This is a genomic window from Candidatus Acidiferrales bacterium (genome assembly GCA_036514995.1).
Classification (GTDB): domain Bacteria; phylum Acidobacteriota; class Terriglobia; order Acidiferrales; family DATBWB01; genus DATBWB01.
Window position 1 is genome coordinate 1 of sequence record DATBWB010000013.1, and the last position, 15,387, is coordinate 15,387.

16 protein-coding genes are annotated in these 15,387 nt (G+C 62.1%); 14 read left to right on the plus strand and 2 right to left on the minus strand.

From position 1 onward, the window contains the following. Positions 1-201: 201 nt before the first annotated feature. Together dprA and topA are read left to right on the plus strand one after the other, a co-directional pair. Positions 202-1,335 (plus strand): DNA-processing protein DprA, encoded by a 1,134-nt coding sequence (dprA, locus tag VIH17_00880; GenBank protein ID HEY4681787.1) that lies wholly within the window; start codon positions 202-204, stop codon positions 1,333-1,335. Positions 1,336-1,365: 30 nt separating this feature from the next. After that, positions 1,366-3,864 carry a type I DNA topoisomerase gene (gene topA / locus VIH17_00885; GenBank protein HEY4681788.1) on the plus strand — a complete coding sequence of 833 codons (2,499 nt, stop codon included), beginning with the start codon at positions 1,366-1,368 and terminating at the stop codon, positions 3,862-3,864. A gap of 87 nt (positions 3,865-3,951) precedes the next feature. On the opposite strand, the gene VIH17_00890 is transcribed toward topA, so the two are convergent. Continuing rightward, a complete protein-coding gene (locus VIH17_00890; GenBank protein HEY4681789.1) occupies positions 3,952-4,377 on the minus strand; it encodes an HXXEE domain-containing protein in 426 nt (141 codons plus the stop codon). Between the two features lie 108 nt (positions 4,378-4,485). Here VIH17_00890 and trmFO point away from each other — a divergent pair, with 108 nt between their 5' ends. Then, positions 4,486-5,955 (plus strand): methylenetetrahydrofolate--tRNA-(uracil(54)-C(5))-methyltransferase (FADH(2)-oxidizing) TrmFO, encoded by a 1,470-nt coding sequence (gene trmFO, locus VIH17_00895; GenBank protein ID HEY4681790.1) that lies wholly within the window; start codon positions 4,486-4,488, stop codon positions 5,953-5,955. 3 nt (positions 5,956-5,958) lie between these two features. Then, positions 5,959-7,098: a tyrosine-type recombinase/integrase gene (locus VIH17_00900; GenBank protein HEY4681791.1), complete on the plus strand. Its 1,140-nt coding sequence runs from the start codon at positions 5,959-5,961 to the stop codon at positions 7,096-7,098. 3 nt (positions 7,099-7,101) lie between these two features. Here VIH17_00900 and VIH17_00905 read toward each other — a convergent pair whose 3' ends face one another. Beyond that, positions 7,102-7,680 carry an energy transducer TonB gene (locus VIH17_00905; GenBank protein ID HEY4681792.1) on the minus strand — a complete coding sequence of 193 codons (579 nt, stop codon included), beginning with the start codon at positions 7,678-7,680 and terminating at the stop codon, positions 7,102-7,104. A 554-nt stretch (positions 7,681-8,234) separates the two neighbouring features. Here VIH17_00905 and rplU point away from each other — a divergent pair. The 10 genes from rplU (at position 8,235) to VIH17_00955 (ending at position 15,301) form a co-directional block, all read left to right on the plus strand. Then, entirely contained in the window at positions 8,235-8,543 is a 309-nt protein-coding gene (gene rplU / locus VIH17_00910) for a 50S ribosomal protein L21 (GenBank protein ID HEY4681793.1), read from the plus strand. 8 nt (positions 8,544-8,551) lie between these two features. Next, complete coding sequence (gene rpmA / locus VIH17_00915; protein HEY4681794.1) at positions 8,552-8,866, plus strand: 50S ribosomal protein L27; 315 nt, start codon at positions 8,552-8,554, stop codon at positions 8,864-8,866. Positions 8,867-8,961: 95 nt separating this feature from the next. Beyond that, the gene (gene obgE, locus VIH17_00920; GenBank protein ID HEY4681795.1) at positions 8,962-10,005 is read left to right on the plus strand and encodes a GTPase ObgE; all 1,044 of its coding nucleotides are present in this window, start codon (positions 8,962-8,964) and stop codon (positions 10,003-10,005) included. Positions 10,006-10,035: 30 nt separating this feature from the next. Beyond that, on the plus strand, positions 10,036-10,719 hold the full coding sequence (gene nadD / locus VIH17_00925) for a nicotinate-nucleotide adenylyltransferase (protein ID HEY4681796.1): 684 nt from the start codon (positions 10,036-10,038) through the stop codon (positions 10,717-10,719). Further along, a complete protein-coding gene (gene rsfS, locus VIH17_00930; protein HEY4681797.1) occupies positions 10,719-11,078 on the plus strand; it encodes a ribosome silencing factor in 360 nt (119 codons plus the stop codon). Before nadD ends, rsfS begins: the two co-directional genes overlap by 1 nt. Before the next feature lie 7 nt (positions 11,079-11,085). After that, on the plus strand, positions 11,086-11,514 hold the full coding sequence (locus VIH17_00935; GenBank protein HEY4681798.1) for a 23S rRNA (pseudouridine(1915)-N(3))-methyltransferase RlmH: 429 nt from the start codon (positions 11,086-11,088) through the stop codon (positions 11,512-11,514). 59 nt (positions 11,515-11,573) lie between these two features. Then, positions 11,574-12,113, plus strand: coding sequence for a cob(I)yrinic acid a,c-diamide adenosyltransferase (gene cobO, locus VIH17_00940; protein ID HEY4681799.1), 540 nt, complete (start codon positions 11,574-11,576; stop codon positions 12,111-12,113). Between the two features lie 89 nt (positions 12,114-12,202). Continuing rightward, positions 12,203-13,054: an acetyl-CoA carboxylase, carboxyltransferase subunit beta gene (gene accD / locus VIH17_00945; GenBank protein HEY4681800.1), complete on the plus strand. Its 852-nt coding sequence runs from the start codon at positions 12,203-12,205 to the stop codon at positions 13,052-13,054. A gap of 58 nt (positions 13,055-13,112) precedes the next feature. Continuing rightward, on the plus strand, positions 13,113-14,552 hold the full coding sequence (locus VIH17_00950; protein ID HEY4681801.1) for a folylpolyglutamate synthase/dihydrofolate synthase family protein: 1,440 nt from the start codon (positions 13,113-13,115) through the stop codon (positions 14,550-14,552). Further along, the gene (locus VIH17_00955; GenBank protein HEY4681802.1) at positions 14,549-15,301 is read left to right on the plus strand and encodes a lysophospholipid acyltransferase family protein; all 753 of its coding nucleotides are present in this window, start codon (positions 14,549-14,551) and stop codon (positions 15,299-15,301) included. Before VIH17_00950 ends, VIH17_00955 begins: the two co-directional genes overlap by 4 nt. Positions 15,302-15,387 lie beyond the last annotated feature (86 nt).

A 15,387-nucleotide genomic window follows, 5' to 3' on the forward strand; every position in this document is an offset into this window, starting at 1 on the left:
CCCCAAACGAGGGGCGCCGTGTTCAGGTAGGAAATGGCGGAAATACGCAGGCGATTTGCCAAGCTCTCCTCGCATGCAAGCTCCCGTCCACCGAATGGCCGCCCGGGAAGATGCGAAGCTTCGAATATAGCACATCCGACGGCGCTCAAGAGTTCAGCGGTCTTGACAATGTTGCAAATCCCCGCGTAGGCTCAGCCGCGAATGATGGAGCCTGACCGCTACCTCGGCTGGCTGGCGCTGGCGCTCGCGCCCGGCCTGGGCGCGCGCAACGCTCAAAAGCTTGTCGAGCGCTTCAAAACGGCGGAGGCGATCTTTACCGCCTCGCTCACCGAGCTCGAAGCCTGCGGGGTGCCGGCCCGAGTGGCGCAGGCCATCCACTCGCGCCAGTCCATGGCCGACGCCGAAGCTGAGTGGAACAAAGCCAAGCAACTCGGCTGCCGGTTGCTGGCGTGGGAGGACGCCGAATATCCTTCCCGGCTCAAACAAATCTATGACCCGCCGCTTTTGCTTTACCTGCGCGGCGATGCGAGCGTGCTCGAAACCTACAGCATCGCCGTAGTCGGGACGCGGCATCCCACGCCTTACGGCAACGGCGTCGCCGAGCAACTGGCGAGCGACCTCGCCGTGCACGGCTTGACGATTGTCAGCGGGCTGGCTCGCGGGATAGATACGGCCGCTCATCGCGGCGCGCTCCGTTGCCCGACGGGCCGAACCATTGCCGTGCTTGGCTCCGGCATTGACGTCATCTATCCGCGCGAGAACCGAAGAATGTTTGAGACGATTGAAAAGCGCGGCGCCATCATCACTGAATTTCCGATCGGAACCGGACCTTTGCCGGAGAATTTTCCGGTAAGGAATCGGATCATCAGCGGGCTTTCGCTCGGCGCGGTGGTGGTGGAGGCGGCGCAATATTCCGGCTCGCTCATTACGGCGCGGCTGGCGATGGATCAAAATCGCGAAGTGTATGGCGTCCCCGGAAATATCACCAATAAGACGAGCTTTGGGCCCAATCATTTGATCAAGCAGGGGGCGAAGCTGGTGACGACGTGGGAAGACGTCGTGGACGAGCTGCCGACGGAAATCCGCGCCGAACTGGTGCCGGTGGAAACAACTCCTGTGTCGGAATCGGCATCCCTCTGGGCGCAATCTTTGACAATGGCGGAGAAAACGCTGTATGGTCTCCTTTCAACGGACGAGTCGAGGCACGTGGACGAGTTGCTGGAAGCTTCCGGTTTGAATTCCTCGGAAGTGCTGGCGACGCTGTTGGAGCTTGAAATGAAGGGACTGATCCGGCAGATGCCGGGAAAGTATTTTGTCCGGGTGTTTCACGGCTAGCCCGCCTTCGTACTGGCGGGCGAGTGCAGCATGGCGAAACGGGCAACCAAAAAGGAAGTTACCAAAACGGTGGCCAGGGCGGGGCGATCCCTGGTGGTGGTTGAGTCACCGGCCAAAGCGAAGACCATCAACAAGTATTTGGGCCGCGGCTATGTGGTAAAGGCTTCGCTCGGCCACGTCAAGGATCTGCCCAAAGGCAAGCTCGGCGTGGACATCGAGAAGAATTTCCGCACCACTTACCAGATCATTCCCGGAAAAACAAAAGTCATCACTGAGCTGAGGCGGGCCGCGGAACATGCCCCGGCCATCTACCTGGCGGCTGACCCTGACCGCGAGGGCGAGGCGATTTGCGCCCACCTAGCCGAGGTTCTCTCCGACGGGCGGACACGAAGCGGCCGGGCTGTTCATCGGGTGCTGTTCAATGAGATTACGCAGCGGGCGATTCTGGCGGCTTTTGAGAAGCCGGGGAAGATCAACAACAACCTCGTGGAAGCGCAGCAGGCGCGGCGGGTGTTGGACCGCCTGGTCGGGTATCAGATCAGCCCGCTCCTCTGGGACAAGGTGCGCCGCGGGCTTTCCGCCGGACGCGTGCAAACGGTGGCCCTGCGGCTCGTTGTCGAGCGCGAGCGCGCCATCCGCGCCTTTGTCCCGAAGGAATACTGGACCATCCACGCCCTCCTTGAGGCCGGTAAGCCGCCTATCTTTGAAGCCAAGCTGATCAAGTTCCGCGGTGAGGACCTGGAGATCCCGAACGGCGAAGAAGCCGGCCGGATTGTGGCGGCGCTGGAGGAGGCCGTCTTTGCCGTCACTTCGGTCACCCGCCGCGAAAAGCGCCGCTATGCTCCCCCACCGTTCACGACGAGCAAACTCCAGCAGGAAGCCTGGAACAAGTTGCGCTTCACCGCCAAGCGCACCATGGCGCTGGCGCAGCGGCTCTACGAAGGGCGCGAAATGGGCGAAGAGGGCTCGGTCGGGTTGATTACCTACATGCGCACCGATTCAACCCGCGTGTCCGAAGAGGCCCTGGCGAGCGTCCGCGAATTCATCGCCTCCCAGTTTGGCAGCGGTTTTGTGCCGGAGAAGCCGAACGTCTTCAAAAGCAAGAAGGCTCTTCAGGATGCGCATGAGGCGATTCGGCCGAGCGGCGTCGAGCGCGCACCGGAGTCGGTCAAGGCCTTCCTCGAACGCGATGAGTACCTGCTCTACCGGCTGATCTGGCAGCGCTTTGTGGCCTCGCAGATGGTGCCGGCTCTCTACGACCAGACTTCGGTGGACGTTACCGCCGGCGAATATCTCTTCCGCGCGACCGGCTCGGTGCTCAAGTTCCCCGGCTTCCTGGCGGTCTATCAGGAGGGTCACGACGAGAAGGAGATTGACGAAGACGAAGAGGAAATGAAGCACCGGTTGCCGGTGGTGAGCGAAGGGGAGCGGCTTCGGGTCGAGCAGCTCAAGCCCGAGCAGCACTTTACCGAGCCGCCGCCGCGCTATTCCGAGGGCACGCTCGTCAAGGAGCTCGAGGAAAAGGGTATCGGCCGGCCTTCCACCTACGCCATGATCCTTTCCACCATCCAGGAGCGCGAGTACGTCAGGAAGGACGAGGGGCGCTTTGCCCCCACTCAGCTCGGTGAAATCGTCAATGACCTGCTGGTGAAAAGCTTCGAGGACATTTTTGACGTGGGCTACACCGCCCGCATGGAAGCGGAACTCGACGAGATCGAAGAGGGCAAGGTGCGCTGGCGGGAGGTGATCGGGGAATTCTACGAGCGCTTTGAAAAAGACCTGGAGCGCGCCGGCGATGAAATGGCGAACTACAAGGCCGGCATCCCGACCGACCATAAATGCGAAAAATGCGGGAAGCCCATGCTCGAGCGCTTGGGCCGGCATGGTTTCTTCCTCGCCTGCTCGGGCTACCCGGAGTGCACCCATACCCGCGACCTCGGTTCCGACCTGGCCGAAGAGGAACTGGAAAGCGAGGTCGGCGAGGAATACTGCGAGAACTGCGGCCGGCCCATGACCATCAAGCGCGGCCGCTTTGGCGCCTTCCTGGCTTGCACCGGCTATCCCGAGTGCAAAACCACCCGGCGGCTCCAGCGCGGAAAGGGCGCGAGACGCGAGTCGGTCTTCCTGGATGAGAAGTGCCCCAGCGATGGCGGGCAACTGGTGATGAAATACGGCCGTTATGGCGAGTTCATCGCCTGCGCGAATTATCCGAAATGCAAATTCACCAAGCCAAAATCGCTCGGCATTGCCTGCCCCAAGTGCGGCCAGGGGCAGCTCTGCGAAAAACGCGCCCGTAAAGGCCGCCGGCGCATTTTCTACGGCTGCGATCGGTATCCGGATTGCGACTACACGGTTGGGGACCGGCCGATCCCGGAGAGCTGTCCGGACTGCAAAGCTCCGTTTCTGCTGGAACGGAAGGTCAAAGGGGAAATTGCCCACTTTTGCGCCAAGAAGGAATGTACTTACCGCATCCTGATCGCACCGCCGCCTGCTACCGAGGCTGCCGTTCCCACGCCCGCCAAACTTTAGGACTGCTTTCTCCTCTGCCTCCTCTGCTTCCTACCACCAACCGGGTGTGAAACAGCTTCCAAGCAGACTCGGCATCTCTTCGCGTTTCTACCGCAGGACGCCTTCCCGCCGCAGTCGCGCCAGAAGCCAAATGCCAAGACACAACAAAAACGGCGCGGTGAACGCGCCCGGCCAGTAGCCGCCGAAATAGACGGCTGCCGAAAGGTGAGCGATCCCGTTCAGCGTCTCAATGACCCCCAGCAATCCGGCAAACCATAGCGCCCATCGCGCTCCCGCCCAAACCAGCGGGCTGGTCCCAAGAATCAGCGCGATGAAGAACATGTTCAGTGTGACGAAGGTATCCACGTCCATACTGAACTGCGGAAACCATGCTGCGTATTGGTGAAAAATTCCGGTGACCGTCCAGAAGCCGACGTCATAGAGCCGGTTGCGCGTCTCCTCCATGCTATGAGCGGCTTGCGCCAGCCCGAGCAACCAGTAAGGGAAAAAGACCCGCGTCGTAGCCGGAATCATCGTGAGCCTCCTTCCGGAACGCGTCTGATAATTCCGTGAATTGGCCTATAATGCTATCACGGGTAAGCCCTGAACCATCCGGTTCAGGGCGAGAGATCGGACAGACCCATGAGGGATGGTTCGCGGATCACGGTTGTAGGTGGCGGCCTGGCCGGGAGTGAAGCCGCCTGGCAGTTGGCTCGGGCGGGCCGAGAGGTCACGCTCTATGAAATGCGTCCGGGGCGAACCACGCCGGCGCATCGCAGCCAGCATCTCGCTGAACTCGTCTGCTCGAACTCTTTGAAATCCAATGAGCCGGGCAGCGCTTCCTGGCTGCTCAAGGAAGAGTTGCGGCGGGCGGGCTCGCTTTTGATGCAAATCGCCGATGGCTCGGCCGTTCCGGCGGGCGCCGCCCTGGCGGTGGATCGAGAAATCTTTGCCGCCCGCGTGACGAGGGCGATTGAAGAAAACCCGCGTATTGAGCTTCGGCGCGAACCACTCGAGCGCATCCCCGAGGAAGGCATCGTGATTCTTTCGACCGGGCCGCTCACCTCGGAAGCGCTGGCCAGCGATCTCGCTCGCCTCGCCGGCACCAACCATCTCTATTTCTACGACGCCATCAGCCCCATCGTGGACGCGAGCACAATTGATATGTCCAAGGTGTTCCGCGGCTCGCGCTATGGAAAAAGCGGCCCGGCCACGACGGACGCCGACGGCGATTATCTCAACTGCCCGATGACCCGCGAAGAATATGACCGTTTCCTCGATGCGATCCTGGCCGCGGAGGAAGTCGAGCGCCACGCGTTTGAAGACGCCGCTTACTTTGAAGCGTGCCTGCCGCTTGAGGAACTGGCCCGGAGGGGCCGGGAGACGTTGCGCTTTGGTCCCATGAAACCGGTCGGGCTGGCTGACCCGCGGTCAGGGCGACGGGCCTGCGCGGTCGTGCAACTGCGTCAGGAAAATCTTCGCGCCGATAGCTATAACGTGGTCGGATTCCAGAACCATCTGAAGTTCAGCGAGCAGAAGCGCATCTTGCGTATGATTCCCGGGCTCGAACAGGCCGAGTTCTTGCGCTTTGGCCAGATCCACCGCAATACTTACGTCAACGCTCCGGCCTTGCTCGCGGAAACGCTCCAGTTGCGCCCCCGGCCGAATATCTTTTTGGCGGGACAGCTTTGCGGCACCGAGGGCTACGTGGAAGCTTTTGCCACCGGGTGGATGGCGGGCGTGCACGCTGCACGGCTGGCCCTGAACCGTACTGGTTCAAGGCTGGCGCGGGGGTTGCCGTTGATCCCTCCGCCGCGGGAAACCGCCATGGGCTCGCTGGTGCACTACATTTCTCATTCTGACCCGGCTCATTATCAGCCGGCGAACATTGCTTTTGATCTGCTGCCACCGCTCGACGGCGGGCCGGGGGGCGACCGCAAGCGGCGCCACCACCGCCAGTGCGAACGCGCCCTGGCGGCATTCGCGCCATGGCTCGAGCAAATCGGGCTCGAGCCAGTCGGGACGCCCCGACGAGATAGCCAACTTGTCCCCGGGTCGGCTGCGGTTCACCGCGAGGGTTCGCCGCGGGAGGACATGACGAAACGGACCTGACGAATGGAACTAGCTAGCGCCATTGCCAGATTTCTCGACTACCTTCGCAAGAAGAATGCCTCGCCGCATACGCTGCGGAATTATGAGAGCGATTTGGAGCAGTTTCTAGGCTACCTGAAGGTGCCGGGTGAGGCTGGGAAGGGTCGGTCTCGGGCCGCCCGCCCCGATCGATTCGGGGCAAGCGTACCGGCTCTCGAGCAGTTCGACCACCACCTCATCCGCGAATACCTGGGCCATCTTTACGACCAGCACCTTCAGAAAACCTCGATCACCAGGAAGCTGTCGGCGCTCCGTTCGCTTTTCGAACATTGCGTCCGCGAAGGAGTGCTCAAAGAAAGTCCGGCGCGCCTGATCCGCTCGCCCAGGTTGCCCAAGCACATTCCGACCGTGCGCACGGCGGAAGAGATCAATCGCTTTCTCGATAGCATCGGGCAAGCCCCGATAGGATCAGAGCAAGTACCCGCGGCTGCCCAACTTGGCGGTGCATCGGCCCCGACCCGATCGCGGCGAGCGACAGCGACTCCAGACGTGCCTCTCCTCAAGCGTGACCGCGCCATCCTGGAGTTGCTTTATGCCTCAGGGCTGCGAGTGAGCGAGCTCGTCGGGCTCGACCTCAAGGACATTGACGAGCGCGAGCAGATGCTGCGAGTGCGCGGGAAAGGCCGCAAGGAGCGGCTGGTGCCTTACGGGTCCAAGGCCAAGGCAGCGCTCGAAGCCTACTGGCCCGTGCGCCAAAAACTCCTTGCCGAATGCCAACACCCCGGCGCTGCCGGCCTCCCGCCGGGAAGCCGGCAGCCCCGATTGGGTCGGGGCGAGCGGTTTACCCCGAGCGTCCGCCGCGAGAGGCCTTTGCATTCGGTGAACGCGGAAGCTGTTTTTTTGAATTACGCCGGCCACCGCCTGACGGCGCGCTCCGTAGGCCGGCTCGTCAAGAAGTACTCGCTCCTGGCCAACGTGACCTGGGACTTACATCCGCACGCGCTGCGCCACGCTTTTGCGACTCATCTCCTGGCGGATGGGGCCGACCTACGCGCCATCCAGGAGCTCCTCGGCCATCGTTCGCTTTCCACAACGCAGAAATACACCCAGGTTTCCATCGAACAATTGATGCAGGTTTATGACAAGACCCATCCCCGGGCATGAGGGCTACCATGCCAGTGAGTACGCTACGTCGATAATTGTCTCAGTTGGCAGTGGCTGGGCATTGCAAGTCATCGGTCGGTACCGCCAGCCCCGAACGGCCTCGAGTGTGGCACGGTCGAAGTCGGGCCCCGCTGAACGGACCACGGTCAAGTGGGACAATGCTCCATCGGTGCCGATCACGGCATAGACCGAAACTGTTCCCATCATTCGGTTCCGCTTGGCATTTTCCGGGTAACCAGGGAGCGTCTGCTTCTCGACAACTGCGGGCTCGGGGTTTTCGCACCGTGGCCACTCCTCTGCGCCGGCTAGCGGGGCGAAAGTCGAGGGATCAGGATTCGGGGCGGGAGCAATCTCGTCCACCCGGACTTCCACAAGGATTTTGTTTGCTCCCCTGGCCCGCATCGTTCGAGGGAAAGTTTTGCCCGCCCAGGGCAGGAATTGTGAGTATTCTCGCGCTCTGATTTCACTCTGCCCGTCCATCTGTCCACGCGGGTGCTCTTCGCGAACTAAGGCGCCTGTGGCGGCGTCGAGGCAAAGTTGCCGTTCAGCCGAAGCCTTTGGCTTCACTTCAATGCAGGTCATCTGGCCTCCGTTCCACCTGCGTTGCCGAGCTTTTCCCAGAATGTCCTCCGGGCCGATGTGGAGCCGTGACACAAAGTCGAGCATTCGGGTTAATTGGTGGATTCGCACCGGCTCATAACTTACGCTACGTTTTTGCCAGAATTTGCCTTCTCCTCCGACGCGTAGCCGGTTGTAACCCGGTAGGGCGATTTCCTCTCGCCAACGAGTCGGCGAATTCCAGGTGAGAAAGTATGTTCCATCAACTGGTTTGTCGCCTGGCCCCAAGACTCGAAAACGAGCACGCAAGTGAAAAGGTGGTGCACTTTGCGATCGAATGTCCGAGATTTCAGCGGCGCGGGCGAGAAGCTTGGCACGTTGCTCTCTAGGCTTTTCCTCAGCGGCGGAAAGAACAGCCAGACCGAGCACTACCAGTGCTAGGAAAAAACATGAGGATATGTGTCCGGATTTCATAGAGGTTGCATGCGTGTCATCGGGATTTTTGCCACCCGCCGCCGTTGACGGGTTAGTGACGTAGCCTCTATAATAAATGGTTTGTCAATCGCAGAGGAGGCTCGATGTACGCCGTCATTCGGACTGGTGGAAAGCAATACCGGGTAGCGCCGGGGGAGATCGTCAAGGTCGAGACGCTCCCGGGCGATGTCGGCGCGAAGGTCACCTTCGACGACGTACTGGCCGTGCGGCAGGACGACAGACTGCTCGGCAAGGCGGCGGCTGCCAAGGCGAAAGTGACCGGCACGATTGTCGAGCAAGGGCGGCACAAAAAGATCGTGGTCCTCAAATACAAGAGGACCAACCAGTACAAGATCCAGCGCGGGCATCGGCAGAATTACACCGCGGTCCAGGTCAGCGAGATCAAGGTCTAGAGGTTCAAATGGCTCACAAAAAAGGCGGCGGCAGTTCAGTTAACGGGCGAAATTCACCCGGGCAGCGGCTCGGCGTAAAGCGTTTTGCCGGCCAGTTTGTCACCGGCGGGTCCATCCTGGTGCGCCAGCGGGGCACGCGCTTTTTCCCGGGGCGAAACGTCGGCCGGGGCAAGGACGACACCCTGTTTGCCAAAATTTCCGGCATTGTGCGCTTTGAGGACAAAGGCGGCAGCGGGCGCTACATCAGCGTGACGGCGGAAGAGGTTTCAAAGCCCGCCGAGGCCCGCCAGCCGCAAGAGCCGGCTACCGTCAGCGCTGATTAGGCTTTGCACCAACTTCCCGGCGTCCCGAAACCTATCGGGACGCCTTTGTATTTCCAGCCAGCCCTGTCGTATGCTTCTTTTCGAGACAAGCGCCAGTGTTCGTTGATGAAGCCAAAATCTACGTAAAGGCGGGCGATGGCGGCAACGGCTGCCTTGCCTTCCGGCGGGAGAAGTTCGTCCCGCGCGGCGGGCCTTCGGGCGGAGATGGAGGCAACGGCGGCAGCATCGTCATGGTGAGTTCGGAGCACGAGAGCACGCTGTTGCGCTATCGTTTCAACCGCGAGTTTCGCGCCCAGCGGGGGAGGCATGGGGAAGGCTCGAACCGGCACGGCGCCAACGGCGCCGACCTCGAATTGCTGGTGCCGGTGGGCACTCTCGTTTTCGATGACGAGTCGAGCGAACTCTTGTTTGACTTCGCTGCGGCTGCACATTCGTTTATCCTTGTACATGGCGGCCGGGGGGGGCGCGGTAACGCCCGTTTTGCCTCTTCGACGCATCGGGCACCGAGAGAGCATGAGGATGGGCATCCGGGCGAGGAGCGCCGGTTGCGCCTCGAACTGAAACTGATGGCTGACGTCGGCCTGGTCGGCTTTCCGAATGTCGGCAAATCCACCTTGATTTCGCGCCTTTCGGCGGCGCGGCCGAAAATTGCCGATTATCCCTTCACGACGCTCGAGCCGTGCCTCGGAGTGGTGAACGGGAATCCTTTTCCGAGCTTTGTGATCGCGGACATCCCCGGATTGATCGAGGGCGCGCACCTCGGCCACGGGCTGGGCACACGCTTTTTGCGTCATATCGAGCGCACCCGGCTCCTGGCGCATCTCGTGGACCTTGCCGATCTCTCGAGTCGCGACCCGGTGGCCGATTTCAGCGTGGTGATGGGCGAGCTGGCTTCTTTCAGCCCGGAACTGGCGCGGCGGGAACAGATTGTGGTGGGTTCGCGGGTGGACGCGATGAGCGACCGCTCGCGCCTTGAAAAGCTAAGAGCTTTCTGCGAGGAGCAGAGTCACGTTTTCTTCGCCATCTCTTCTCAGACGGGTGAAGGAGTGGATGGGTTGCGCCGGGCGATGGCGCAAACCGTCGAGCGCATCAAGCGCGAATCGCGGGCGGCCGAGCCGGTGGAGCAACCTCCGGCTTAGGGAGCGCCGGACTTAAGCCCGTCAGTCCCTATGAGCGAGCGAGCGATTGGACTGTTTGGCGGCACGTTTGATCCGATCCACAGCGGGCACCTGGCGGCCGCGCGGGCAGCATGCCGCGAGTTTGGCCTGAGTGAGGTTCATTTTGTGCCCTCGGCCCGGCCGCCCCACAAGGCGGCGCGGGAGATGGCGCCCTTGGCCGATCGTTATGCCATGGTCGTGCTCGCCTGTGCCGGCTACCCCACCCTGATGGCTTCGCGGCTGGAGGCCGATATCAAGCGGCGGCGGCCTTACTATACGCTCGAGACGGTCGAGCGGGCTCGCCACCGGTTTGGCCAGCGGGTGAAATTGTATTTCCTTTTGGGCGCCGATTCGTTTGAGGAGCTTCCGACGTGGAAGGATTGGGAGAAATTACTCGAGGCGTGCGATTTCATTGTGGTCAACCGTCCCGGGTACAGCCTCAAGCGGCTGCGGCGGGTGGTTCCCCGAGGGTTACTCGGCCGGCGGAGCGGCTCCGGGGGCGCGGCCCGGACAGGATCGGGTCGAGCGCGCGGCTGGATCGCTCTCCGGCGGACAGCGATCTATCTGCTGCGGGGCGTCGAGGTGCCGGTCTCTTCGACCACCATTCGCCAGCGCGCTGCCCGGGGCCTTTCTTTGCGCGGGATGGTGCCGCGAGTGGTTGAGGAGTATATTCGTCAGCGGAAGTTATACCGATAGTGAATCGAGCCCGTGATACTCTTCCGCCAGTGCTCGGCTGGGCCATTGCCGCGGCCCAGGAGAAAAAAGCGGAAAAGGTGACCGTGCTCGATCTCCACGGAGTTGCTTCCTTCACCGATTATTTCTTGATCTGCAGCGGCACCAGCAACCGCCAGGTGCAGGCCATCAGCGATGCCGTGGAGCAGCGACTTGGCCAGGGGGGATGGAATCCGGCGCAAATTGAGGGCCGGGCGCTGGCCGAGTGGGTTTTGATGGACTATCGCGACTTCATCGTGCACATCTTCACCGAGCGCGCCCGGCTCTTCTACGACCTTGAGCGGCTCTGGCGTGCCTCCAAGCGCACCGAGATCGCGGAGTAGGTCCGGGATGAAGATTCGGCTGCTCATGCTGGGGAAGACGCGGGCGCCGGAACTGCGCGCGCTGTTGGATTTTTATGTTCGTCGGATTCTGCCCCTCTGTCCGATTGAGGTGACCGAGGTCCGGCCAGCCGTGGCCGCCCGGAACGGCATCACGAAAGAGTCTCGGAGCCACATCGTCCTGCTCGATGCCGCCGGCCGCGAATGGGACAGCCAGGAGTTTGCCCGATGGCTCAAGGGACTGCGCGAGCGTGGCACCCAGGAAATTGTCTTCGCGTGCGGCGATGCCGCCGGCTTTCCGGAATCGTGGCGCCGGCAGAGCGACAGCAAGATTTCCCTTTCCCGCATGACGATGGCCCATGAGCTGGCGCGGGTCGTGCTGCTCGAACAGATCTACCGCGCCGTCACGAGCTTGCGCGGGCATCCCTATGCCAAGTGAGACGCGCCCATTACCCGCCGAGCCCCAGGCACCTGCCTGGGGGATACTGGGAATGTTAGATGGATGAAAAGAAAAAAGGATTGATCATCGTTTATACCGGCCCGGGGAAAGGCAAGACGACTGCCTCGCTCGGCGCGGCCTTTCGCGCCGTGGGACAGGGTCTGAAAGTGCTCATGGTGCAGTTCATCAAAGGCTCGTGGCATTATGGCGAGCTGGATTCCGCGAAGATGCTGGGCGAGGACAAGATCAAGCTTCTGCCGATGGGCCGGGGATTCGTCAAGGTCGGCGCGGGGAAGCCTGACCCGGAAGATGTGCGGCTGGTGGAACAGGCGTGGGAGTTTTCGAGCGAGAAAATGCGTTCTTCGGAGTATGATTTGGTGATTCTGGACGAGATCAACTACGCGATCAGCTACAAGATGCTGGATCCTGACCGCGTGGTGGAAGCGCTCCGGCAGAAGCCGGAGATGGTGCACGTGATTCTGACCGGCCGGAACGCGCATCCCAAAATCGTCGAGATGGCCGATCTGGTCACCGAGATGCGCGAGGTAAAGCACCCGTACCAGAAAGGCATCGAGGCGCAGCGCGGCATAGACTACTGAGATTCGTGGCCCGCGAACCGTGGCCCGTGTCCCGCAAAAACCAAACGGAACATGGGAGCGCACGGGTCGCGGATCACCGATCACGAACCATGGCTTGGTTCAAGCGAGAGAAAAAGGGCCTCGAGCAGCCGGCGGCGGCCGAAGACCGCCGGATTCGCACCGAGGGAATGTGGCAGAAGTGCGACGGCTGCAAGCAGATTGTCTGGAAAAAGGATCTCGAAGCCAACCTGAACGTCTGCCCGAAGTGCCACTATCATTTCCGGATCAATGCCACGCGACGGCTGGAAGTGCTCCTCGATGACGGCCAATGGACGGAGCACGACCGCGGGCTGGTCTCGACCGACCCGCTCCAATTTGTGGATACCCGCCGGTATGTTGAGCGGCTGGCTACGGCGGAGAAACAGACTGGACTCAAGGATGCCGTGATCATCGCCGAAGGGAAATTGGCCGGACGGCCCATTGTGCTCTGTTCGATGGAATACCAGTTTATTGGCGGCTCGATGGGCTGCGTGGTCGGCGAAAAGATCACCAGAGCCATCGAGCGTTCAACGGATCAAAAGCTGCCGCTCGTGATCGTCTCGTGTTCCGGCGGGGCGCGGATGATGGAGGGCGCGGTCAGCCTGATGCAAATGCTCAAGATCAGCGCCGCCCTGGCGCGGCTCGACCAGGCGCGCGTCCCTTATATCTCCGTGCTTGCCGACCCTACCACCGGCGGCGTCACCGCCAGCTATGCCATGCTGGGCGATCTGAACATCGCCGAGCCGGGCGCGCTGATCGGCTTTGCCGGGCCGCGCGTCATCGAGCAGACCATCCGCCAGAAATTGCCGGAAGGCTTCCAGCGCGCCGAGTTCCTGCTCCAGCACGGCTTTCTCGACGCCATCGTCCACCGCAAGGATCTGAAGGGCTACATCGCGAACGCGCTCAATTTCTTTTTGGAATAGATCACCGCATCGTGTTTTCGCGAGTCCCGGGTCCCGGTGGATCTCCTGAAATGTCGGCATGAACTACGAGGACGCTGTCCGCTATCTGCTCTCGCTTGGCCGCGAAATGCGCGGGGTCAAGTTCGACCTCGAGAATATTGCGGCGCTCGCCGAAGCGCTCGGCCGGCCGCATCGGGCTTATCCCTCGGCCCACATCGCCGGGACGAACGGCAAAGGTTCGGTGGCGGCCATGCTCGATTCCATCCTGCGCCAGGTGGGTTTGCGCGTCGGGCTTTACACTTCGCCCCATCTCGTTCGCATCAATGAGCGGATCCGTGTAGCGGGTGAGGAAATTCCGGATGAGGAGTTTGCTCTGGCTTTCGAACGCGTCCGCGAAACAATCGAGCGGCTCATGGCCACCGGCGCGCTCAGGGCACATCCCACCTACTTCGAATTCCTCACCGCGATGGCCTTTGACGTTTTCGCCCGCGAGCGCGTGGGCTTCGCCGTCTTCGAGGTCGGCATGGGCGGGCGGCTGGATGCGACGAACATTGTTTCCCCTGTCGTCTGCGTCATCACTCAAATTGATTTTGACCACGAAGCCTATCTGGGCCACTCGATTGAGCAGATTGCCGGTGAGAAAGCGGGCATTGTGAAGGCGGGCGTGCCGGTGGTTTGCGCGACCGGCCGCGAGGAAGCGACCCGGGTGATCGAGGCGCGGGCCGCTCGTGTGGGCGCCCCGGTGATCGATGTCGAGCGCGAATACCAGGTGAGCAAGGCTTCGGCGGAGCATGGGCGGTATCGCTTTGAGGTTCGTGCGCGAGATGGTTTCGCGGCACGTTGGTCGCTTGGTCTTGCCGGCCGCTTCCAGGTTCAGAATGCGCTTCTGGCGGCAGCGGCGGCGCGGCTACTTGCCCAACAAGGCGTGCCCGTCACGGATGCACACATCGCTCAGGGGCTGGCTTGCGTTCGCTGGCCCGGGCGGTTGGAGCGCCTGGAGTGGCCTCGAGCCGGCGAGCCCGAGTCGGGCGAGGGCGAGAAGGCCGATTCGTCCGCCGCGGCGGACTCAGGGCAGGCTCGGCCGCCGGTCTATTTGGACGGGGCGCACAATCCCGCCGGGGCGCGTGAGGTGGCGGCGTTCTGGCGCGAGCAACTGGGCCGAAAAAAGATTCATCTCGTCTATGGCGCCATGCAGGACAAGGCGGTGGAGGAGATCATGGAACTCCTTTTGCCGCTCGCCGCGACGGTTACGCTGACTGCGCCCAGCCAGCCCCGCGCCGCCAGCGCTGAGGCGCTGGCTGCCATGGCCCGCCATTTCAATGGCCGCGTCTTTGTCGAGCCTCAGCCGCTCAAGGCGCTCGACCGCGCCCGGGCGCTGGCGTCTCCGGAGGATGTCGTTTTTGTTACCGGTTCGTTGTATCTTGTCGGGGACATCCGCCGCCACTGGATGGAGGCTGGCGGGCTCGCCCAGACGGAAGCCCGCCGCGGTGGGGCGCGGCGGAGAACCGGGAACACATGAAGAAATTTCTGGACGGGTTGAGCTACCTCCGCTCGCTCGTCGTCACCATCCCCCTCATCTACCTCTATACGATCGTGATGGGGACGATCTCGCTCCTGGTGTCGCCGTTTGACCGCCGGGGAAACTTGCAGCATGCCTGCGCCCGCCTCTGGGCGCGGCTCATCATGACGACCAGCCTGGTGCGGGTTCGGGTGAGCGGGCTCGAGCACGTGGACACGCAGGCAACTTACGTCTATTGCGCCAACCATCAGAGCTACCTCGATACCACGCTGCTGTTCGGGTATCTACCGGTTAAATTCCGCATCATGGCCAAGGCATCGCTCTTCCGTATACCCTTTCTCGGTTGGCACCTGAAGCGCGCCGGGCATATGCCGATTGCGCGTGACAATGTCCGCCGCGCCGCCCGCAGTTTGCTCGAGGCGGCGGAGCATATCCGTGCCGGAACGCCAGTGGTGGTCTTCCCTGAGGGCGGCCGGAGCATCCCGGGGCCGCTCCAAGAGTTCCGAGCCGGTACGTTTCTCCTGGCCATCCGTGCCGGGGTGCCGGCGGTGCCGGTGGCCATCGTCGGCACGCGGGCAGCGCTCGCACCCCACTCCTGGCATATCCATCCGGCTCGCGTCGAGATGATCATCCACCCGCCCATCCCCACTGAGGGCATGAGGACGAAGGATAGTGAACGACTGGCACAGCAAGTGCGCGAGGTGATAGCCGCGACCCTGGCTGCGCGGCGAGGCCGCTCGAGCCACTGAATCAGCCAAGTTGGAGGCGCCATTGCGTGTGCCTTCGACGAACCCTCCTCCTGAATTTGCCAACGCCGCATCCGGTTTGGAGAGCG